This window comes from Streptomyces sp. NPDC002868 (genome assembly GCF_055563295.1).
The window spans coordinates 481,310-501,756 of record NZ_JBVHDR010000004.1; the positions used below are offsets into that span (position 1 = coordinate 481,310).

17 protein-coding genes and 2 pseudogenes are annotated in these 20,447 nt (G+C 69.6%); 10 read left to right on the top strand and 9 right to left on the bottom strand.

Features of this window, described 5'->3' with window-relative positions:
* Positions 1-13: 13 nt before the first annotated feature.
* Positions 14-634, bottom strand: coding sequence for a GNAT family N-acetyltransferase (locus ACZ3H8_RS16350; protein WP_467402142.1), 621 nt, complete (start codon positions 632-634; stop codon positions 14-16).
* A gap of 231 nt (positions 635-865) precedes the next feature.
* On the opposite strand from ACZ3H8_RS16350, the gene ACZ3H8_RS16355 reads away from it, so the two are divergent.
* The 4 genes from ACZ3H8_RS16355 (at position 866) to ACZ3H8_RS16370 (ending at position 6,473) form a co-directional block, all read left to right on the top strand.
* Positions 866-1,876 carry an alpha/beta hydrolase family protein gene (locus tag ACZ3H8_RS16355; protein ID WP_467402145.1) on the top strand — a complete coding sequence of 337 codons (1,011 nt, stop codon included), beginning with the start codon at positions 866-868 and terminating at the stop codon, positions 1,874-1,876.
* The gene (locus ACZ3H8_RS16360) at positions 1,873-3,090 is read left to right on the top strand and encodes a DUF418 domain-containing protein (RefSeq protein ID WP_467402146.1); all 1,218 of its coding nucleotides are present in this window, start codon (positions 1,873-1,875) and stop codon (positions 3,088-3,090) included. Before ACZ3H8_RS16355 ends, ACZ3H8_RS16360 begins: the two co-directional genes overlap by 4 nt.
* Positions 3,091-3,497: 407 nt before the next feature.
* Positions 3,498-4,724: a cytochrome P450 family protein gene (locus tag ACZ3H8_RS16365; protein ID WP_467402149.1), complete on the top strand. Its 1,227-nt coding sequence runs from the start codon at positions 3,498-3,500 to the stop codon at positions 4,722-4,724.
* 222 nt (positions 4,725-4,946) lie between these two features.
* Entirely contained in the window at positions 4,947-6,473 is a 1,527-nt protein-coding gene (locus tag ACZ3H8_RS16370) for an SDR family oxidoreductase (protein WP_467402151.1), read from the top strand.
* A 92-nt stretch (positions 6,474-6,565) separates the two neighbouring features.
* Here the strand turns inward: ACZ3H8_RS16370 and ACZ3H8_RS16375 are convergent, their stop codons facing one another.
* A complete protein-coding gene (locus ACZ3H8_RS16375; protein WP_467402154.1) occupies positions 6,566-6,712 on the bottom strand; it encodes a hypothetical protein in 147 nt (48 codons plus the stop codon).
* A gap of 182 nt (positions 6,713-6,894) precedes the next feature.
* Here ACZ3H8_RS16375 and ACZ3H8_RS16380 point away from each other — a divergent pair, with 182 nt between their 5' ends.
* Together ACZ3H8_RS16380 and ACZ3H8_RS16385 are read left to right on the top strand one after the other, a co-directional pair.
* The gene (locus tag ACZ3H8_RS16380; RefSeq protein ID WP_467402156.1) at positions 6,895-7,053 is read left to right on the top strand and encodes a hypothetical protein; all 159 of its coding nucleotides are present in this window, start codon (positions 6,895-6,897) and stop codon (positions 7,051-7,053) included.
* A 557-nt stretch (positions 7,054-7,610) separates the two neighbouring features.
* Positions 7,611-8,048 carry a response regulator transcription factor gene (locus tag ACZ3H8_RS16385; protein WP_467402159.1) on the top strand — a complete coding sequence of 146 codons (438 nt, stop codon included), beginning with the start codon at positions 7,611-7,613 and terminating at the stop codon, positions 8,046-8,048.
* Between the two features lie 15 nt (positions 8,049-8,063).
* Here the strand turns inward: ACZ3H8_RS16385 and ACZ3H8_RS16390 are convergent, their stop codons facing one another.
* The 6 genes and pseudogenes from ACZ3H8_RS16390 to ACZ3H8_RS16415 form a co-directional block, all read right to left on the bottom strand.
* Positions 8,064-9,821 (bottom strand): ATP-binding cassette domain-containing protein, encoded by a 1,758-nt coding sequence (locus tag ACZ3H8_RS16390; protein WP_467402161.1) that lies wholly within the window; start codon positions 9,819-9,821, stop codon positions 8,064-8,066.
* 5 nt (positions 9,822-9,826) lie between these two features.
* Complete coding sequence (locus tag ACZ3H8_RS16395) at positions 9,827-11,605, bottom strand: ABC transporter ATP-binding protein (RefSeq protein WP_467402163.1); 1,779 nt, start codon at positions 11,603-11,605, stop codon at positions 9,827-9,829.
* Positions 11,606-11,732: 127 nt separating this feature from the next.
* Positions 11,733-11,867, bottom strand: a complete 135-nt coding sequence (locus ACZ3H8_RS16400) for a SapB/AmfS family lanthipeptide (RefSeq protein WP_467402166.1) — start codon at positions 11,865-11,867, stop codon at positions 11,733-11,735.
* 65 nt (positions 11,868-11,932) lie between these two features.
* Entirely contained in the window at positions 11,933-14,530 is a 2,598-nt protein-coding gene (gene lanKC / locus ACZ3H8_RS16405; RefSeq protein ID WP_467402168.1) for a class III lanthionine synthetase LanKC, read from the bottom strand.
* A gap of 248 nt (positions 14,531-14,778) precedes the next feature.
* A pseudogene (locus ACZ3H8_RS16410) lies at positions 14,779-15,393 on the bottom strand (nucleotidyl transferase AbiEii/AbiGii toxin family protein).
* Positions 15,394-15,400: 7 nt separating this feature from the next.
* Positions 15,401-15,675, bottom strand: a pseudogene (locus tag ACZ3H8_RS16415) (transcriptional regulator); the annotation flags it as partial.
* Between the two features lie 1,057 nt (positions 15,676-16,732).
* Here ACZ3H8_RS16415 and ACZ3H8_RS16420 point away from each other — a divergent pair.
* On the top strand, positions 16,733-17,863 hold the full coding sequence (locus tag ACZ3H8_RS16420; protein WP_467402319.1) for a site-2 protease family protein: 1,131 nt from the start codon (positions 16,733-16,735) through the stop codon (positions 17,861-17,863).
* Between the two features lie 27 nt (positions 17,864-17,890).
* Positions 17,891-18,061: a hypothetical protein gene (locus ACZ3H8_RS16425; protein ID WP_467402170.1), complete on the top strand. Its 171-nt coding sequence runs from the start codon at positions 17,891-17,893 to the stop codon at positions 18,059-18,061.
* On the opposite strand, the gene ACZ3H8_RS16430 is transcribed toward ACZ3H8_RS16425, so the two are convergent.
* Positions 18,058-18,387 (bottom strand): recombinase family protein, encoded by a 330-nt coding sequence (locus ACZ3H8_RS16430; RefSeq protein ID WP_467402172.1) that lies wholly within the window; start codon positions 18,385-18,387, stop codon positions 18,058-18,060. The two genes, ACZ3H8_RS16425 and ACZ3H8_RS16430, sit on opposite strands and share 4 nt — an antisense overlap.
* Positions 18,388-18,922: 535 nt before the next feature.
* Between ACZ3H8_RS16430 and ACZ3H8_RS16435 the strand changes: the two genes are divergently transcribed.
* Both ACZ3H8_RS16435 and ACZ3H8_RS16440 read left to right on the top strand, forming a co-directional pair.
* Complete coding sequence (locus ACZ3H8_RS16435; protein WP_467402174.1) at positions 18,923-19,435, top strand: hypothetical protein; 513 nt, start codon at positions 18,923-18,925, stop codon at positions 19,433-19,435.
* Positions 19,436-19,955: 520 nt separating this feature from the next.
* On the top strand, positions 19,956-20,444 hold the full coding sequence (locus ACZ3H8_RS16440; protein ID WP_467402176.1) for an Asp23/Gls24 family envelope stress response protein: 489 nt from the start codon (positions 19,956-19,958) through the stop codon (positions 20,442-20,444).
* The last annotated feature ends 3 nt before the right edge of the window (positions 20,445-20,447 follow it).

A 20,447-nucleotide genomic window follows, 5' to 3' on the forward strand; every position in this document is an offset into this window, starting at 1 on the left:
GTCTTCCCGGTGGTCACGCCCGCTCTCCGGCAGGTGGGGCGACCTCTCCCACGGGCGGGGCGATGGAGCGGTGCATGGTGGTGACGGCGCCGAACCCCATCAGGCGTCGCAGGTAGGGCGTCTGTTCGGTGCGGACCGCGGTGAATCCGTGCCGTTCGTAGAGGGCGCGTGCGCGGGGATTGACGTCGATGACGTCAAGCCGGACCTCGTCGCAGAGGTGGTCGACGGCGACCCGGAACGTCTCCCGCAGGAGCAGGCTGCCGATGCCGTTGCCGCGGAAGTCCGCGTCGACTGCGATGCCGTCCATGACGAGCTGTCCTGGTGCCGGGGTGCGTTCGAGCAGGGCCAGAACTGCGAGTCGCGGGATTCCTCTGAACCGGCCGTACGTATTGAGGACATCGGTCACGCCTCCGCCGGTGAGCCCGCGCCCGTCGAGCTGGAAGCCGGCCACTCCCACTACCTGGTCGCCGGCGAGTGCCACCACGGCCCGGTCCCGGTGCAGATGTGTCGCGATGAAGTGTCTGCCTGTGGCGGGTGGGTTGAGCGCTGCGCCCAGTTTCCGGCCGAACGCCTCCCAGTACAGCTCGGCGACGCGTTCCTCGGCTCCGTCCGGCACGCCTCGCCGGACGGTCATCGGTCCGCCTTCAGCGATGCTCCTGGCGTCCCGTCTGTTCTCCGCGTTGGCCATTCCCAGCCCTCCTCGCCTCTTGTCCTGCGCGCCGTAGCGATGCCACTATCCACTGTAGTACGTTCGTTTGCTGAACGATCGTTTCTTGAGCGATAGATAGGGATGGGTGTGCGATCGAGACAACGCAGGGGTGTGCCCGGGGGCAGGCGTCGCCGGGTGAAAGCAGTGATCTGGTCCTTGGCAGGCTTACTGCTGGTGACAGCGGGGCTGGGTGCAGTGGTGATCTGGCAGAACTCCTACAACATCCGGGAGGAGCGAGTCACCCTCCGGCATGGTGGAGCTGCGCTCGATGGCGTGCTGGCCACGCCGAAGGAGGGCCGGGGGCCGTACGGGCTGGTCGTCTTCGTGCACGGGGACGGGCCGGTCGACGCCACCCATGACACCTTCTACCGGCCGTTGTGGGAGTCGTTCGCCAGAGCCGGGTACGCCTCACTGTCCTGGAGCAAGCCCGGAGTGGGCGGTTCGTCGGGCAACTGGCTGGACCAGAGCATGGAGGACCGGGCCGACGAGACCATGGATGCCATCTCCTGGGCGCGTCAGCGGCCGGACATCGACAGTCGCCGCATCGGACTGTGGGGAGCGAGCCAGGCGGGATGGGTGCTGCCCAAGGTCGCGGCCCGCACTCCCGGACTGCGGTTCGTCATCGCCGTATCCCCGGCTGTGAACTGGCAGCAGCAAGGCCGCTACAACCTCCTCGCCCAGATGCGCGAGGACGGCGCCTCCACCGAGCAGGTCGAGACGGCGCTGCGGCGGCGGGAGACCACCTTGCAACTGCTGCGCCGCGGTGCGTCGTTCGAGAAGTACCGGGCTGAGACCGGAGACGCCCAGGGCATGACGGCCGACCGGTGGCGGTTCATCTCGAAGAACTACACCGCCGACGCCACGGCAGACCTGCGGGCGATTCGCGGGACGCCCGTCCTGCTGATCCTGGCCGGCCGCGACATCAACGTCGACGTCGCCGACACCGAAACCGCCTACCGCAGGCTGCTCCAGGCCCCCGGCCCGCAGGTCGAGCACTATCCCGACGCCACTCACTCCCTGGTGAAGCACGGTGTTGAACATTCGGAGGTCAGGGTCACGCTGACTGCGCTCTTCGCGCCCAGGGCGCTGTTCGCGAGCGGGTTCCTCGCCGACCAGCGCCGCTTCCTCGATCACGTCGACGACGACAGCAAGGGAGAGACGGCGTGACCGGCACGACGACGCAGCCGACGGCCGCAACTGCGGCAGTGCGACGGATCGCGGACATCGACGCGCTGCGGGGCTTCGCGCTCTTCGGCATCCTGATGGTCAACATCACCTACCTCGCCTCCGCCTACCACGGCACAGGACTGGAAGACACCGGCTTCGACTCACCTGCCGACCGCGCTGTGCGTTTTCTGGTGGCGATGCTGTTCGAGGCCAAGTTCTACCTGCTGTTCTCCTTCTTGTTCGGCTACAGCTTCACCCTTCAAATGAAGTCCGCCGAACGCGGGGGTGTTCGCTTCGCCCCCCGGTTCCTGCGCCGCCTCGCAGTGTTGTTCGCGCTCGGCGCCTTCCATGCCATTGTTCTCTTCCCCGGTGACATCCTCACCACCTACGCCCTGTTGGGCCTGATCCTGCTCATCGCTCGCCGCACCCGGCCCCGCAAGGCGGTGCGCATCGCGATCGTGCTGTTCACGGTCACAGCCGCCGGCTACCTGCTGCTCGGCCTCGCTCAGTACGCGGCGGGCGATGGTGGCATCGACTCGGCCTCCGTGGCAGCCCACGCCCAGCAGACCACCGACGCGCTGCGCGGCGGCCCGGGTTCGGTGATCGGGGCGCACCTCGAGCAGCTGCCGGATGTCGCGTTCATGCTCATCTTCTTCCAAGCCCCTGCTGCTCTGGCCGCCTTCCTGCTCGGCCTCGCGGCAGGCACGCACGGGGTCCTGGCCGACGTCACCCGCCACGAGCGGTTGCTGCGGCGGCTGCAGTGGGTCGGCTTCCCCATCGGGCTGGCCGGTGGCGTGGTCTACGCGCACGCGAGCCTGGAGCATCCGGGCACCGCCTACCAGCTATTCGCGCTGGGCGTGGATGTGGTGACCGCGCCTCTGCTGGCCGCCGCGTATACGGCCACCGTGCTGCGGCTGATATCCACCGGTCGAGGCCGCCGCCTCGCCGCCGTCCTGGCTCCGGCGGGCCGGATGAGCCTGACCAACTACCTCGCCCAGTCACTGGTCTGCGCCCTGCTCTTCACCGGATTCGGTGCCGCCCTGGTGGGCCGCGTGCCACCGCCGCTGGTGACGGGCATCGCGCTGGCCCTGTTCGCGTGCCAGGTCGTGGCCTGCCGGTGGTGGCTGCGCTGTCATTCCTACGGTCCGGTCGAGTGGCTGCTGCGAGCGGTGACCAACGCCGCCCGGCCGCACTGGCGTAGCCGAGGCACGTAGTGGCACGGAGCACTCAGACAGGCGCTGCGCGGGGCGGTCTCCCGCGAGAGGCGTGCCGACGCGGCCGGGTCTCTGACGGCGACTCGCTCTGGCAATGGTCCGGGCTGATCGCGGTCAGGCTGGTCGCGGATGGAGCATCCGCACCAGGCGATCAACGCTGCCCTGCGCGAGCGCGCCTCGACACCTTGGGAGCGTGCGGCGGGCGAGCCGGATTGTGTCGGCTGACGCCACCAGGGCGCCGCGCGCCGCCTACAGCGTCCCCGCCCTGCCACTGGCCGCCCTCATGGTGCAGGCGTAAGGAAGTTGCCATCGTACGCAGCGTGTTCGGTGCGGTCTCGTTCCGAAGCCGGACCACGCGTAGCGTGCGTGAAGTGCCGTATTGGAATGCGAATGTCAGGGAGGCGCTGATGCGAGACCAGTCCCGATTGGTGATAGACCCGACCGGCCGTGACATACACGGAGAAGCAACCCGATTACGTGAGATGGGACCGGTGGCGCGCGTCGAACTCCCCGGTGGGGTCGAGGCGTGGGCAGTCAGCAGCCCCGAACTGCTGAAGGAACTGCTCACCGATCCGCGGGTATCCAAGGACCCGCGCCGGCACTGGCCGGTCTGGATCAACGGGGAGATCTCTCCGGAGTGGCCACTGTTCACCTGGGTCGCGGTGCAGAACATGTTCACCGCGTACGGGGGCGAGCACAAGCGGCTGCGGACCCTGGTCACCAAGGCGTTCACCGCGCGCCGGACCGCCGCTCTGCGGCCGCGCATCGAGGAGATCACCACGGATCTGCTGGACCGCATCGCCGAGGCCGGGCAGCAGAACAACGTGGTGGATCTGCGGGAGGAGTTCGCCTATCCCTTGCCGATCCAGGTGATCAGCGAGCTGTTCGGCCTTCCCGAGGAGAAGGGGGAGGAGCTGCGGTCCATCGTCGACAGCATCTTCCACACCTCCGCCGATCCGGAGGAGGTCACCGCCACCTACACCCGGATCTACGCCGCCATGGGTGAACTCGTGGCCGCCAAGCGGCAGGCGCCCGCCGACGACATGACCAGCGGCCTCATCACCGCACGCGACGACGAGGGCGACACCCGGCTGAGCGAGCAGGAGCTGCTCGACACCCTGGTGCTCCTGATCAGCGCCGGTCATGAGACCACGGTCAATCTCATCGACAACGCCATCCACGCACTGCTCACCCACCCGGAACAGCTCGCGCATGTACGGGCGGGCCGCGCCTCGTGGGACGACGTGATCGAGGAGACGCTGCGGTCGGACGCGCCGGTCGCCAGCCTGCCACTGCGGTACGCCGTGGAGGACATCGCACTGGACGGGACGATCATCCGCAAGGGCGAGGCGATCCTTGCCGCGTACGCCGCCGCTGGACGCAATCCCGAGCGGTACGGGAAGGACGCCGACCGCTTCGATGTCACCCGCGCCGACAAGGAGCACTTGGCCTTCGGCTACGGCGTGCACTACTGCCTCGGGGCGCCGCTGGGCCGCATGGAGGCCCGTATCGCCCTGCCGGCGCTCTTCGAGCGGTTCCCCGGCCTCGCCCTCGCCGTGCCGCCGGAGGAATTGGGGCCCGTGGACTCCTTCATCTCCAACGGACACCGCGCCCTGCCCGTACGCCTCTCCTGATCACCCCCGGCACCAGGGCCGCAGCGAGGACCACACGCGTTGCGGCCTCTGCCTGGGGGCATATGGTCCGCTGCACAGGGGGCGTCCTCCATGAGCTCTCCGGGCTCTGGGTGAGCGCCTATGGGGGACGGCACCGCATCCGGGGCTGCCTCCCCCCATGAGCGGAATGCGTCGACAGGGGCGAGAGTGGCAATGTCGGACCCCTGCGGATCGGAGGCTTCCATGAGCGGCCGGGATACGCAGAGCCTGCACTGTCTCGTGACAGGCGCGACGGGCTACATCGGAGGCCGGCTGGTGCCTGAATTGCTCGACGCCGGTCACCGCGTACGGTGCATGGCCCGCTCTCCGGACAAGCTGCGTGACCACCCTTGGGCAGGACGCGCCGAGGTGGTACGCGGGGATGTGACCGATCCGGAATCGGTCGGCGACGCCCTGCGCGGTATCGACGTGGCCTATTACCTCGTACATGCCCTGCGGGCCGGAGACGACTTCGAGGAAACTGACCGGAAGGCCGCCCGGGCCTTCGCCGAGCGGGCCCGCGCCGCGGGCGTACGGCGCATCGTCTACCTGGGCGGACTGACCCCGGCCGATGTGCCGGAACGCGCACTGTCACCCCATCTGCGGTCCCGCGCCGAGGTCGGCGAGACCTTCCTCCGCTCGCCGGTACCGGCGACCGTGCTCCGCGCCGCGGTCATCATCGGCTCCGGTTCCGCGTCCTTCGAGATGCTGCGCTACCTCACAGAGCGGTTGCCGGTCATGGTCACCCCGAGCTGGGTCGGCACCCGCATCCAGCCGATCGCCGTCCGGGACGTGCTGCGGTATCTGGTGGGTAGCGCAGACATGCCCGACGAGGTGAACCGCGCGTTCGACATCGGCGGGCCCGACGTCATGACATACGAACAGATGATGCGGCGGTACGCGGTGGTGGCCGGCCTGCCGCGCCGTTTCATCCTGCGCGTACCGATGCTGACCCCCCGCCTCTCCAGCCTGTGGATCGGTCTGGTCACGCCCGTTCCCCCCTCCCTCGCCCGGCCGCTGGCCGAGTCGCTGCGCCACGAGGTCGTCTGCCGCGAGCACGACATCGCGCAGTACGTACCCGATCCGCCCGATGCACCGATCGGCTTCGACCAGGCCCTCACCCTGGCCCTTCAGCGCGTACGCGACGCTCAGGTCACCACCCGCTGGTCCTCCGCATCGCTGCCCACCGCTCCGAGCGACCCTCTGCCCACGGACCCCGACTGGGCCGGCGGCAGCCTCTACGTCGACCGGCGCGCGCTCGCCGTCGACGCTTCACCGAAGGCACTGTGGCAGGTCATCGAGGGGATCGGCGGTGACAACGGCTGGTACTCCTTCCCGCTCGCCTGGGCGGTGCGGGGCTGGCTGGACCGCCTGGTCGGAGGCGCCGGACTCCGCCGTGGCCGCCGGGACGCCGCACGGCTGCGGGTGGGGGACTCGCTGGACTTCTGGCGCGTGGAGGAGATCGATCCGGGCCGGCTGCTGCGGCTGCGTGCCGAGATGCGCCTGCCGGGGCTTGCCTGGCTGGAGATGTACGCCGACCGGGACGAGAAAGGCCGGGCCTGCTACCGGCAGCGGGCGCTGTTCCACCCGCACGGTCTGCTCGGGCATGTCTACTGGTGGAGCGTGTCGCCGTTCCATGCGGTCGTGTTCGGCGGCATGGCCCGCAACATCGCGCAGGCCGCACTCCAGAGGGACGTCGCCCAAGACGCCCGCGGCGCGAATCCGGGCTGACGTCGTGCATCCGAGCGCAGCACCCTCCGGGAAGTCCCGGACGACACAGCAGCCCCGGGCCGCCGGCCTGGGGCTTTTGCATGGAGCGGGTGTCACGGACTCTCGGTGAAGCGTACGGACCAGGCGTAGCCGCTCAAGGTGTCGTGCGGGACCCGCCGGACTTCTCTGACCTGGCAACCGTCGTGGGCATACTTGCGGGCGAACCGGTCGAGGCGCTGCGCGTCGGTGAGATCCTCCATGGACAGGGGTGCTCCGACGACGAGGTCTTCGTGAAGGACTGTGTCCGGCGCGGCACTGTCCAAGCAGGCCGGGCACTGATGCGTTTTGGGTAGGGGCATACGACCAGTGTCCTCCTAACCTGGTTGCCCTGCGTTCACGGCGCGGAATGCTGCGCTACTGAGCCTCTGAGCGAAGGGAGGACGTGCCCCTCTGCGGGATCGTTGAGCGGCAGGAGGAGGTGGCCGCCGAGCTGGACCAGCTGGTCAAGGCCGTGGTAGCCGGGCTGGACCAGCTCGTCAAGGTTCAGCGGAAGGCACCGAATGGGCAGGCCCCCGGCCCGGACCTGGTGCGCAACGCTTGAACCGGTCCAGCACCTGGGTGCGCCGTGGGCGAGTGACCACGTCGGCCAGGCGGTGTCCACCAGCGGGGACCGGCCACAGCCGCCGGCGGACCGCTTGCTCCACGTCCGGCTCGGTGCCGAGCACGTCGGCGCTGGTGGCAGCCACCTGGACTCCGTCGACGGCCGCTTGGAAGACCAGCGGAGACCGGACGCGGTGCCCTGCTCCCTGGGCGGCCGTCGAGTCCGGCCACGAGACGGAAGCACCAGGCAGGAGGGGGAGCCGACCTCGCCCCGTGGAGGCCGGTCCCGCCGCTCGGGCAAGGGACACCCGCAGCTGGCCGAAAGCCGAGCCATCGCTCCGTCCGAGCCGGGTAGGCATGGGCGTGCGCGGCGCAAGTTTCGGTACTTCTTGTCGAAGTGAGGCGAACGTGACCCGGGTGCTATTGGTGCACGACATATGGTTGATGCGATCGGCTCTTACAGCGCTGTTGGAACATGCGGACGGCATCGAGGCGACAGCCGCCTGTTGGGAGAAGGCACCGAGCCAGGCTCGCTCGTTACGGCCTGACCTCTGTGTTGTGGACGCGGACTGTCCGGGGTCCTCGCGATTACCGGTCCATCCCACCGAGCAGAAATGCGAGCTGCTCGTCCTGGCCACCTCGTGCAGGCCCGGTGTTCTGCGGCGTGCCGCCCAGGCCAAGGCTCTGGGCTTCGTGAACAAGGACGCGTCGCCGACCCAGTTGCTGAACGCGATCAGGCTTGTGGCAGCGGGGAAGCGGTACGTCGATGCCTCGCTCGCCCCGGACCTTGTCCAGGCGGCCGACATGTCACTGACTCCCCGTGAATTGAGCGTGCTGGCACTCGCTTCGGACGGCGCTTCCGTCCTTGAGACCGCCAGCACTCTGCAACTGAGCAAGGGGACTGTGCGGAACTACATGTCCGCAATCACCCGCAAGACCAACGCCCGTAACTGGACTGACGCCGTCCGTATTTCGCACGGGGCGGGTTGGGTGTAGACGGGGCGGGCCGTCTCAGATCTTCTCGGCGTGCCAGCGTCCCACCAGGTCACGGTAGAGCGACGAGTGGTCGAGCAGCTCCTGATGACTCCCGCAGGTGGCCTTGAGGCCGTCGAGCACCAGGATCCGGTCGGCGCGCCGAGCCGAACTGATCCGGTGGGCAACCACGATCAGCGTCCCGGGCCGCAGGGCGAAGGCCCGTTCGGCCCGGGCCTCGGCCGCCGGATCGAGGTGGCAGGTGGCCTCGTCCAGGATGACGAGCGGCGCGGGGGAGAGATGCGCCCGGCCGAGCGCGATGAGCTGCCTTTCGCCCTGCGACAGGGCCGCGGGATCGACATGCGCGTCGAACCCGCCGAGCCTGCGCACCAGGGGGCCGAGGCCGACCGCTTCCGACGAGGCATCCACCGCCGACCGGGAAGCTCCGTCCGGGCACAGGTAGAGCAGGTTCTCGTACAGGCTGCCGGTGAAGACGTAGGCCTGCTGCGGGATGAGCACGCGCAGCCGGGAGGGGTCGGCTCCATGGCCGGCTTGCGTATGCGCCGGCCGGTCCTGGAGCCGTACCTCGCCCTTGTCGGGTTCGAGCAGGCCGGCCAGCAGACAGGTCAGCGTGGACTTGCCGATGCCGCTGGGCCCCACCACGGTGAGGTGCTCGCCGGGCTCGATCGTCAGGTTGAGGCCGCGCAGCACGGGTTGCGCCGCCGGACCGTAGGCGAACGTCACCGCACGCAGTTCGACCCGCGGTGCGTCGGGGCGTCCCGGTGCCCGCGCCGACCGCTCGGGGTTGCCCGCGGGCGCGGGTACCGGGACGGTCGGGCGGGGGTCCGGCCCGGGGGACAGCCGGCCGAGGACCACGAGCAGCCTGGTGCCGGCCGCGCCAAGCGCGTTCATCAGGTTGTGCAGAGCGGGCAGCAGGGCCTGGGTCAGATACGTCAGCGCGCCGAGCAGGGCGCCCGCCGTGACGCCCTGACGCAGCAGCCAGGGTGCGGCGACCAGGAGCAGGACCACCGGAAGGTGTCCGGCTATGCCGAGTGCCAGGGAGCGGGCACTCGCCCACCGGGCGAGGGACCGTGCCGACTTGGCTTCCTGCTCGATCAGCCCCTGCGTTTGCGCCGCGATGGGTGCCCCTGCGCCGCAGGCCACCACGTCGCGCAGACCCTGAGCCATCGAGCCGAACTGTGCCGACAGAGCCTCGTCGGCACAGAGGAAGTCGCGTTGTCGGGCGGCCATCGGCACCAGCGTGGCCAGAAAGAGCAGCAGTCCCGTCAGCAGCGGTGGCGCCACGACGACCAGCAGTGCGGGAGCGAGCGCCGCAAGCCCGAAAAGCGCCCCGACTGAGGTGAAGACGAAGGACCGGGCCACGAGCACCAGCCCCGCGAAGCTGTCCCGTGCAATCTCCGTCTGGTTGGTCAGCCGGGAGACCACCGCGCTGTCAGCGGCGTGCGCCGGTTCGGCCAACGCCTGCTCCAGCGACCGTGTCACCACCCGGCGTACCAGGCCGTCCCGCAGCGGTTCGACGAGGTCGGCGAGTCCTCGGAAGACACCGCCGGTGGCCAGGCCACCTATGACGATGGCCAGCGCGGCCACCGCCAGCCACGCCAGGCCGGTGCCGGTGCGGCCGGCGAGAAAGCCCCGGTCGAGCGCCATCGCCACGGCATAACCGCCGAGGAAGGTGTGGGCCGATTCCAGCAGGGACCAGCCACTGAGCTTCAACAGCACGCGTTTGCGGCGGCCGAGAAAGCGCACGGCCTGCGGCAGGAGCCGTGAACCCGTCATCGTCATCAACTCCCGCCCGTGTCCTGACCGGTGTCCGCGAACACGGCCCGGTAGTCGGGCTCTTCCCACAGAAGTTCGTGCGGGCCCACCCTGCGGATACGGCCGTCCTCGACCCATGCGACCAGGTCGGCACGCGCCGCCGAGGAGACGCGGTGGGCGATCAGCAGCCGGGTACCCGTCCGGACGTCGTGTACGAGTGCCCGGCCGACGTGGAGTTCGGTGACGCTGTCGAGGCTGGAGGTGGCGTCGTCGAGAATCAGCAATCGGCCGGCGTGGGCGAAGGCCCGTGCCAGCCCGAGGCGTTGCAGTTCTCCGCCCGACAGGGGGGCGTCGGCGAGCGGCGCCGAGTACCCGCCGGGCAGGAGCCGGACGAAGGTGTCGGCCCCCGCCGCCCGCGCCGCGGCCCCGATCTCGCAGACGGTGGGCTCGTACGGTCCGAATCCGATGGCCGCGCCGACCGTTTCGCCGAACAGCACCGGCCGTTCGAAGGCGTACCCGACCTCCCGGCGCAGCTCCGACGGATCGGCCTCGGTCAGCGGTACGCCGTCCAGTAGCACCACCCCCGCGTCGGGGTCGGCCAGCCGTCCGGCGACGGCGGCGAGAGTGGACTTGCCCGCGCCGGAGCGCCCGACGACGGCCATGGTCGTGCCCCCGGGCACGACCAGGTCGACCCCCCGCAGCACGGGAGCGCCGCCGCGGCTGAGGGTGACCTCCCGCAGCTCGACGCGCCCAGGACCGTCGGCGGGCAGTGGACGCGTCCCGTGGCGTACGGCGGGAAGGGCGAGCACGTCGGCGATGCGGCGGGCCGCGGCGCCGCTGCGCAGGAGGGAGTTGAGCTGTCCGACCACCGCGCCCAGGCCGGCGGCGAGGGCGGCATAGCGGGCGGCTGCCAGCAAGTCGCCCACGGACAGGCTTCCACCGACCAGCCGCACCCCGCCGACGGCGAGGACCACCGTGGTCAGCAGGGGCACCAGAATCCCGCTGCCGACCGATGCGCGTCCGTAGACCTGCCACATGCGCCGCCCCTGCGCGCCCAGTTCGGGAAGCGGAGCCAGCACGCGGGCGAGTTCGCGCTCGGCGGTCCCGGCGGCGGCGACGGTACGGGCGCCGCCGAGGGCCTCGAGGAGGCGGCCGGCGATGTCCGCCTGCACGCGCTGGTACTGGGAGATGCTGTCGGAGGAGCCGCGGGCGAAGACCCGCAGCAACAGGGCCAGCAGGGGGATCCCCGCAAGGAAGACAACGGCCAGCCAGAGGTCGATGAGCGCCAGACAGACCAGACCGCCGACCGGGACGAGGAGCGAGGCCAGGCCCATGGCCGCCGTGCTGGGCGCGGTGCCCGCCTCTGCGGCGTTGCCGGTCAGCCGGGTCACCAGGTCGCCCGGGGTGAAGCGGTCCGCGGCACGGTGCGGCGCGAGGGACAGGAGGTGGTCGGCTCCGCGGCGGCGCAGCCAGGCGGTACTGCGGGCGCTGGTCGCGCCGCCGACCAGGGCCTCCAGGGCGTCGAAGAGAACCTCGGCGGCGACCAGCACGGCGCACAGCACGACGGCTCGCTCCACCCCCGCGGCTTCTTCCCCCGCGGCCTCTTCGAGCAGCAGGTCGAGCGTGTGCCCGAGCGCGGCAGGCAGGGCGACGGCCGCGGCGGCAGATGCGGCGCTGAACAGGAAGAGGGCGAGTGTGCGGCCCGAACTGTGCCGTACCGCACCGGCCAGGATGCCTGAAGCACGGTCGAGGGGTACGAGTTCCGCGGCGTTGCGGGACGGGGCGTTCCGGGGCGTCGGGGCCATAGGGGTGCAGTCCTCGCCTCCGTCGGAGAGATGCGGGCCAGTCACGCCTCGGTCCCGGGCGAAGTTGTTCGCCCGGGACCGTTGCGCCGGTGTCACCACAGAGCCGAAGTCCCGTGGTGACCACGCGTCAGTTACAGGTGGTGACGCTCAGGCTGCTGTCACCGCAGAGCAGCAGGCTCGCGCGGCTGCCGCCGCCGGTCCCGATTTCGCCGGTGGCCTCGGACTTGGGGGTTTCCATCGTCTGCAGGTCGAGAAGTGCCATGGTGGTGTTCCTCTCCTTCATGGGGACGGATCTTGCTCAGGTCCCCCCGAGTAGGGGGACCGGTTTCAGGGCCGCCGTGGCGGCGGGAGGAAGGGCAGGTGCACGGGCTGGTCGTGCAGCGCGCTGCCCAGTGCGAGCAGGCAGCCGGCTGTGCCGGTGCTGAGGTCCATGGACAGGCGCATCATCTGCTCGCCGGCGAAGGCGAGATGCCCCTGGTAGGGGATCGCGCCCCACGAGAGCGAGTCGATCTGACGGCGCAGATCGGCAGCGTGGGTGCCCGGGCCTCCGGTCGTGGTGCGGCTCAAGTGCAGCACCATGCCCGCGGCACCGCGGAACAGGCCGGGCTGGGCATAGAACTTGGCCTGCGCCGCCCGCACGATTTCGCCCCTGGCCTTCTCGAACTCTTCGTCGGTGCGGTGGACGAGGTAGTCGTCGAGCACCATGCCGATGCCGACGCTGCCGGCGCCCAGGTAGGGCATGGTCCGCCAGCCCTCGTCGACCTGGAGGGCTCCGCCCACGCCTCGTACACAACGAGCCAGGTCGCGGCGGAGCGCGTCGGCGGCCAGGTCCAGCAGGGCGTGGTCGCCGGTCGCCTCGTACAGACGCAGGTGGAGCAGCGCCGCTCCGGTGGCTCCGTGGAGGAGTCCGGCCCGCGGGGTCCCGGCGCCGGCTTGCCCGGACGAGGGAGCGCCGGCCTCGTCCGCCGCGAGTCGGGCGCACTGGATAGCCTTGTCGCGCAGGGCACTCTCGCCCGTGGAGGTGGCCAGGGAATCGAGGGCCAGGCCGAGTCCGGCCAGTCCACTGTGCAGGTCGGGGGCCATGTCCTCCCAGCTCTGGGAGGTGATCGTGTCGACGAGGTCCAGGGCGCGTTCGCGGTGCCCGAGCCGGTCCAGGACCCAGGCGATGCCGGACAGGCCGTCATAGAAACCGAGTGGGCTGCCGGAAGGAGGGGTCTTCGCGGCCCTCAGCAGCCATTCTTCCGCTTCCGGAGCCGGTTCGGCGCCGGTCTCGGCCAGGGCGTAGAGGACGCCGGCCGCTCCGTGTGCGAAGCATGCGCCGCCGACCGGCCCGAACTGGGCTATGTCTCCGGGGAAGAGACGATCCTCCCGTTCCGGAGAGGCGGAGGCCAGGATCGCCCGGACCATGGAGTCGCGGCTGCGTGGCCAGTCGGCGAGCTCCACGGGTAAGTAGGGGTCCGCTGCGCCGCGGGTCCTGCCCCCCGGCAGGTCCGTGCCACGATGGCCGCGAAGGATCTCGGCGACCGCTTCCTGGAGGAAATCGCGCGGCACCGGAAACTGCTCGGCGGCGATCTCCGCCAGATGCGCGGCTTTTGCCCGGTCCACGGCGAACAGACTGGTGAGGGGCAGGAACAAGGCCAGGCGCAGGCACGCCAGGGCGTACCGGTCGACGTCGAAGCCCCTGCGGTCGGCAGGTGCGACGAACCCCGGATTGGCGACCACCTGACGCCGGTTCACGTCATCGACCGCGGCGGCCTCGAAGTCCAGCAGCACCACCGAGCGTTCGTCCTCGGACAGCATGATGTTGAAAAGGTGCAGGTCGTTGAAGGCCACGCCCCGCGCGTGGATCGCCGATACGGCGTCCTCCACCAGGTGGTGCACCCGCATAGCCCACTGGGTGTACTCGGCGAGCCGCTCCGGGCTGGGATCCGCTTCGATCAGCGGGTGCCGGTGTGCGAAGAAGCTGTTGAGCGGGCGGCCCTCGATGAACTCCATGACCAGGAAGGAGTGGTCGCCCAGGGTGAACCAGTCGCGCACCTCGGGGGTGCAGTCGAGCCCGGACAGCCGCCGCAGTGCATCCCTCTCGCGCTCCAGCCGGGTCACCGCGTCGGCTTCGTCCGCGGCCAGGCCGGCGTGTGGCCGTGCCTCCTTCAAGACCACTTGCTCATCGGTGCGCAGGTCCCGGCCGACGAACACGCCGCCGCCGTTGGAGAAATGCAGCGCGCGCTCGAACCGGTACGGGATGTCGTCGAGCGTGGTGGCGGAGCGGGCGGCCAGATGCGGTTCGAGAAACGCGGGGAGGGTGACCCAGTCCGGAACGTGGAACGTCGGGTCCCTCCGGTCGGGAACAAGTCGTCCATGGTTGTCCTCGACCGCGGGGCACAGCTCACCCCGGTCGTCGTAACAGTGCCGCTCTGTGAAGCTGCCGTAGCGCACATGAACCGGACCCGCGCCCCAGCGTAGGTCGCTGAGTATGTACGGACCGGGCTCGCCTCCGAGCAGACGGTCAAGGTCATCCGCAATGGTGCGGCACTGGTCGTCGTCGGCGGGGTAGACGGTGAGGAACTTCCCACTGGCGGCGCGATCGGCGTATTTGGCGTTGCGGATGTGCAGCAAGTACCGGCTAGGCATGCACTTGAAGGCGACGGATCGAGGGACGCAGTAGTCCCAGACCTGGGCGAGCACCTTCTCCGCGTTGTCCAGGCAGGCGGAAATGTGGATCTTCCACCCCTGGTTGGGCAGTGCACTGTCGAGCGGTCGGAACGCCAGCCAGTCGCCCGACCGGTGGCGCTGCCAGCCGTCCGGAAGCTCGCGCCGCACGGCCTCGTAGAGAGCGGAGGAACCGCTGCCTTCCTCGTGGGACCGGTGCGGAGCGTCGTAGAACTGCCGGTTCGCGTCGCAGAAGACGGCGTACCCCTTGTTCATCGCACTCCTTCGGCCGGTGTCGTTCAGACGTTTTCACGCCGCCAGGGCCTACAACAGTCGCGATTGTCATGAACCACCCATGAAGAAGTGCACGGGTGGCAGAGAGGTTCAGCACAGCCGGGGCCCCGCCCGGCAGCGGCGCGTAATCGAGGATGCGCCTGGCAGCCATCAGCTGTCACAGGCAACGTAGTTGATCAGCCTTCAAACGGGTCTTCCAGTTCCTGGAGCCGCTCTCCGATGTCGTCGAACTATGCCTGAGCCCACCGGCGCAGGTCGGTGATCTGATGGTCGCCGAGTCCGTATGCGGCGAACTCGGTGTCGTCGATCCAGTCGGCTCCGGCGAGCCGGGCCTGGAGGTCGGTGAGGTCGAAGGTGTCGCGGGCATGGCGGCGGCCGAGCTCTTCGAGCTCTGCGTGACTCCAGCGGTCGGCCGCGGCGCGGATGTCGACCAGGTCACGGGCCAGGCCCCGGTCGGCCAGTGCGCGGATCTTCGTTCCGACCACGTCTTCCAGAGAGAGCACCAGACCGTGCTCGGTCTTGACCGGTGGATGCCAGAGGGCTTCCTTGAGGACATCGACCTCGCACTCCTCGCCAGTGGCGGGGTCGGTGACGATCAGCCGTGCGGACAGCGGATCTGCCTCCAATGCCTGGACGTGCCAGCCGAGTTCTTCCAGCCCGGCGCGCAGGGTGGCGGCGATTTTGTCCGTAGGCTCCGGGTTCTCGGTGGCGGCGTCGAGGTCCTGGCTGGCCGGTTGACCAGGCCGTGTGCTGGACTGCGTAGCGGCCCGAAGCACGAGTGGATAGACGCCCCCAACGGCGTGGACATCGGCCAGCAAGCGGCGGTGCAGATCCGTGAGGTTCACGCAGCGGCCTGGCTCTGGGAGCCAGCTCGTTGAAGGCGCTCTCCCAGATGTCGCGGATGTCCCGGCTGATCAGCGTGCGCAGGACAGGCACATGCTGATCAGCAGTTCGCGGTTCAGGTAGTGGACCAGGTCATCGTGTTGACCTTCGCCCAGGACGATCCGGTAGCAGCTCATCCGCAACCGGGGCTGGTCGAGATCGAACTCGGACAGGCCGGACCACGCGAGGTGCAGCGGCAGGCTGACAGTGCCGTAGGCGGGGCCGTCCAGCTCCGAAAGCTCGGCGGAGCTCTAGGCACAGGTCAGAGAGTTCATGGCGGAGAATCCGGCAGATCACGGCAGGGCTCGTGGCCTCAGCGTGCCTCATCTCGGGCGCACGAATGGCGCTACCTGGTGCTCCGACAGCGAGACTGGTGAAGACAACAACAAAGCCCCGGGCCTGTGACCTGGGGCTTTCATATGGAGCGGGTGACGGGAATCGAACCCGCGCTCTGAGCTTGGGAATCACCCGGGACTTCACCACCTGGAAGGCTCTGACCTGCGGAAACGCTACCCCGGGCACGGCTCCTGGATGGATCGAAGCTGCTCCTGGTGACCGCTGTTTACTGCTTTGAACGGCACGTAGTGGCACGCGGGGTGCGTCGGGCTCGGCGGGAAACCACTCGGAGCCGACGCACATGCGTGGTGCGCCCGCGGCGGCAGATCTTGAATTGGGGTTCGCGGCAGCACCTTGCACATGCGTGCGGGTCCGTCGGACCTGGCGGGGAGCACGCTGTGCACCTGATCCCGCCCACAGTCGCGCAGCAGGGAGCTCACAACATGGGCCTCTCCGGCATGGGCTGTTCTACGCCGTCCAGCTCCAGCGTGCATCTGGGCCTGGACGGGACGAGGTGCGGCTGGCGTACCCGGACCGGAACGGGCGGGTGGGCTCTTCGGGCAGTTCGCCGGTCAGCAGGCTCGTCCCACGGTCGTGCTCCTTCTGGCGCGCGACCACTCTGCCGTTGACCAGGAGCGCGATCTCTCCGTTTCTTCCGGGCCCGACGTTCACGGTGATCGAGTGGTCACCCTGATGCAGGTGGAAGTGGGTGGCTGTGCCCCATGACGCACCTCCACAGTGCCGTCGGTACGTCCAGCCTAGATCCGGTGCCCTGCTTGACCGTACCTGCGCGGCGACGTGATGAACGGACTTCACGGACTGACAAGCGAGCGCCCATGGGCCCCTGGCCGACTGAGGAAGATTCGGAGAGCGACAATTGTGGTGGGTGCCGTGCCGGTCGGTTACGGAGTGCAGGTCGCGAGGTCCTGCCCGGTGGACCGGGTGCCGAGCCGGCAGGAGACGACGATGAACGGCTCGGTCCGCGTCGGACAAGTTGCCGGGGTACCGCTGCGGATGCACTGGAGCGTGCCGCTGCTGGTGGTCCTGCTCGCGTACGGTCTCGGCCGCCAGACCCTCCCCGTATGGACTCCAGGGCGCTCGGATGCGGTTTACACCTTCGCCAGTGCCGTAGGAGCCGTGCTGCTCATGGGCAGCCTGCTGCTCCACGAGATGGCACACGCTGCGACTGCCCGCAGGAAGAAGATCGCGGTACAGGATGTGACGCTGTGGGCGCTGGGCGGGATGACCCGGATGGGGCGACCGCAGACCGCCGGAGTGGCTTTCGCGGTGGCGGTCAGCGGGCCGCTCACCAGCCTGGCCATCGGAGGCGCCGCGCTCGGAGCGGGAATCGGGCTGCACTCGCTGTCCAGCTGGGCGGTGCCCGCCGCCGTTCTGGTGTGGCTCGGCTGGGCGAACCTGTTCCTGGGCGCATTGAACCTCATGCCCGCTGCGCCGCTCGACGGCGGAAGGGTGGTGCAGGCGCTGTTGTGGTGGCGGACCGGAGACCGGGAACGCGCGGATCGGGCGGCCTCCCGAAGCGGTCAGGTCATGGGCGTGCTGCTGATGGCCTTCGGCTGGATCTCCCTGCTGCGCGGGGCGCCGGGCGGGCTGTGGCTCGTCTTCGTCGGTCTCTTCATCACGGTCGTCGCCGGCGCGGAACGGCAGCGGGCCGTGATCCACACGGCACTGCGGGGCGTGCGGGTGGCCGATGCCATGTCCAGCCCGGTGACCACCGGCGCCGACTGGCTGACCGCCCAGCGTTTCATCGACGAGGTGGCAGTGAAGTCCCACCATTCCGCCATGCCGCTGCTCGATTTCGAAGGCCGTCCCAGCGGGATCGTTCAGGTACGCAGGCTTGCCGGGATACCGGGAGCGCGCCGGGAGGCCCTGCGCGTGCGCGAGGTGGCGATCCCGCTGTCGCAGTGCGCGATTGCTGCTCCGAGTGATCTTCTGAGTGAGGCTCTCGACAGGCTCCGCCCGGGTACCGGCATGCGCATTCTCGTCGTGGACGGGGGCCATCTGGTGGGGATCGTCACCGCGAAGGACATTTCACGGCTGATGCAGCGGCACACACTGGGGGGCCAAGGGCCCACCTGAGCCCGGTCCCGCAGCGTCGTCGGTGATGTGCACCCCTCGGCCAGGCTCGTCGACTTCACGGAGGCGGGCACTGCGGGCGCGGGCGGCGTCCAGGCCATCGTTGGTGCCCTCCACGATGAGTTCGCGGATGAACTCCGCGAGGGCGGCGAAGACGTGGAAGACCAGGCGCCGCCCGGTGTGGTGGTGTTGAGCGCCTAGTAGAGCGAGGTGAAGCCGATGCCGCGATTGTGCAGGCAGGACACGATCGCAATCAGGTCCTGGATGGAGTGGCCGAGCCGGTCCATCGACGGGACGACGAGGGTGTCACCGGGCCGCAGGTAGTCCGCGCTTTCAGGAGGCTGCCATGGGGCCGATACCTGCGTAGCCGCCCCGACCGTCAGCGAGCCGGCGCCCAAGGCTGGAGTGCGGCCTGGGCCGCGCTCGGGATCCGGGCGCGCGGGCGCTGCGGGTGTACGGGCCAATGCCTCGGCTGTTTCGGGGTCTTCCAGGAGGGCGTACAGCCCCCTGCTGACCGCTCCGGTCATCGCGCCGACGAGGGCTCCCGCGCCGACCTCGTCGAGTTCGTCGGGGAACGCTGGCGGCCGGCGTCAGTGCCCGCGGGCCGGCGGGCCGGTGCCGTCCGGCGTCGGGGCGGCGCGGGAGCAGGAGGGCCGGGCGGAGGGCGGTGGCGGTGAGGGCGGGGCTTGATGCGACGCGTCGCCACCCAGACGAATTGCTCCTCCATCGTGGCCTCCTTCGCGTGTTGCCTTGCCGGTCAGGCTGGTCGGCCCCTGGCGGGTTCCACCGCCGTCACAAGAACGGCGACTGTCACCGGGCCGGGGCGCCAGCTTCCGCCGCTGCGGTCCGAGCAGCATCTGCGGCAGACGCTGCTCGCAGCGGCCGCCGAACGCCTGGTGAGCCGTTCGGGTCCCTTCCCGGCATTTCGCCCCGACGACTCCGTTCCCTCGCGGTTTGCTGTCGTGGTGCGGGGGAAATCCGACGCCGGTGCTCCCAGCCCGCCTGCGTACGCGGTCGCACCTTCGAGGAGATCGCCGAGGACAGTCGAGACAGGGGCCCAGGATGCATCGCGACAAGCTTGGGATCTACCTGAATGACCACCTGGCCGGTGCCACCTTCGGCATCGGACTCGCGCGGCGCATCGCCCACCAGCACCGCCACTCGGCACGCAGCGCCGACCTGCAGCGCATCTCCGACGAGATCGCCCAGGACCGGCAGACCCTGCTCGAACTGATGGACGCACTCGGCGTCCCCGCTCTCCGCTACAAGGTCTACGGTGGCTGGGCGGCCGAGAGGCTCGGGCGCCTGAAACCAAACGGCGTCCTGTACCGGCGCTCCGGGCTGAGCACGTTCATCGAGCTCGAGACCCTGCGGCTGGGAGTCGAGGGGAAGACGTTGATCTGGCGCACGCTGCTCGTCGTGGCCGGGGGCGAGCCCCGTCTGGATGAATCCCAGCTGCAAGATCTGCTGGACCGGGCGCGGGGCCAGATCGACACGCTGGAGAAGCTGCGCCTCACGGCAGCGGCGGCGATCTTCTCCCCCGGAGTGCGCAGCGTGACTTCAGACAGCCCGTGACTACGGGCGACGTCGTCGCCCGTAGTAGTCGACAGGCATACCGATGAAGCCTTCCGATGCCGCGGGCCGGTTCATCTCTCTTCGGACGGCTGCGCAATTTGATCCGCCATTTGCCGTCGGGCGCGGAGGCGGTTCAACGATCTCGAAAGGTGGTCGCGTTCGCTGGGCTTCGCCGCCCTCGGGCTCCTCACTCTGGTGCCGCTGCTGCAGCGGTCCCGGCGGCATTGCGCTCCAAGGCGCAGGAACAGTCGGCTCCGGCACTGATTCCGGGTCGGCCAGGCGGATCCGCATCGCGCCCGGCCGGACCCCGGACACTCCAGAGGCCGCGCGGCTCGGTACCCCGGAGGCCGCGCGCTCGGTGATCCAGGCTGCCGGAACCTCCCCGATCCGGCCGCTCACGGCGCTCACGTGGCAAGCCCCGGTCCCACGCCTCCCGCATGCCTGGAGCATTGCCAAACAAACGGACCTAATGTGGAAAAACAGGCCGCAGGCTCCTCTGCTTGGAAAGGGACGACCGGCCATGACCGATACCGGACAGCAGAACCGGCCCGATTACTCCAGCACGGAGTCCAAGGGTGACAGCGCCAGGAAGAACGTCGGTGCGAAGCGCGGCGGCGACCCCGGCACCCGGGGCCGGACCACCATCGCCGACGGCGTGGTCGAGAAGATTGCCGGAATGGCGGCCCGCGACGTGGTCGGCGTCCATGCGATGGGCAGCGGAGTCTCCCGGGCCTTCGGCGCCGCACGGGAACGTGTGCCCGGCACCACCAAGTCCGTCTCGCGCGGAGTCAAGGTCGAAGTCGGTGAGACGCAGACGGCGATCGATCTGGAGATCGTCATCGTCTACGGCGTCTCGATCACAGATGTGGCGGGCGCCGTGCGGGAAAACGTCATCTCCGGCGTCGAGTGGATGACGGGCCTGGAAGTCGTGGAAGTGAACATCGCCGTCAGCGACGTGCATCTGTCCGACGAAGAGGACGAGGAGGAAGACCAGGCACGGCTCCGGTAGCCG

Excerpts from the sequence above, each read along its gene's own strand:
- ACZ3H8_RS16350 (WP_467402142.1), bottom strand. The coding sequence starts at position 634 with ATGACCGTCCGGCGAGGCGTGCCGGACGGAGCCGAGGAACGCGTCGCC.
- ACZ3H8_RS16365 (WP_467402149.1), top strand. The coding sequence starts at position 3,498 with ATGCGAGACCAGTCCCGATTGGTGATAGACCCGACCGGCCGTGACATA.
- ACZ3H8_RS16370 (WP_467402151.1), top strand. The coding sequence starts at position 4,947 with ATGAGCGGCCGGGATACGCAGAGCCTGCACTGTCTCGTGACAGGCGCG.
- ACZ3H8_RS16375 (WP_467402154.1), bottom strand. The coding sequence starts at position 6,712 with ATGGAGGATCTCACCGACGCGCAGCGCCTCGACCGGTTCGCCCGCAAG.
- ACZ3H8_RS16390 (WP_467402161.1), bottom strand. The coding sequence starts at position 9,821 with ATGACGGGTTCACGGCTCCTGCCGCAGGCCGTGCGCTTTCTCGGCCGC.
- ACZ3H8_RS16395 (WP_467402163.1), bottom strand. The coding sequence starts at position 11,605 with ATGGCCCCGACGCCCCGGAACGCCCCGTCCCGCAACGCCGCGGAACTC.
- ACZ3H8_RS16400 (WP_467402166.1), bottom strand. The coding sequence starts at position 11,867 with ATGGCACTTCTCGACCTGCAGACGATGGAAACCCCCAAGTCCGAGGCC.
- lanKC (WP_467402168.1), bottom strand. The coding sequence starts at position 14,530 with ATGAACAAGGGGTACGCCGTCTTCTGCGACGCGAACCGGCAGTTCTAC.
- ACZ3H8_RS16420 (WP_467402319.1), top strand. The coding sequence starts at position 16,733 with ATGAACGGCTCGGTCCGCGTCGGACAAGTTGCCGGGGTACCGCTGCGG.
- ACZ3H8_RS16430 (WP_467402172.1), bottom strand. The coding sequence starts at position 18,387 with ATGACCGGAGCGGTCAGCAGGGGGCTGTACGCCCTCCTGGAAGACCCC.
- ACZ3H8_RS16435 (WP_467402174.1), top strand. The coding sequence starts at position 18,923 with ATGCATCGCGACAAGCTTGGGATCTACCTGAATGACCACCTGGCCGGT.
- ACZ3H8_RS16440 (WP_467402176.1), top strand. The coding sequence starts at position 19,956 with ATGACCGATACCGGACAGCAGAACCGGCCCGATTACTCCAGCACGGAG.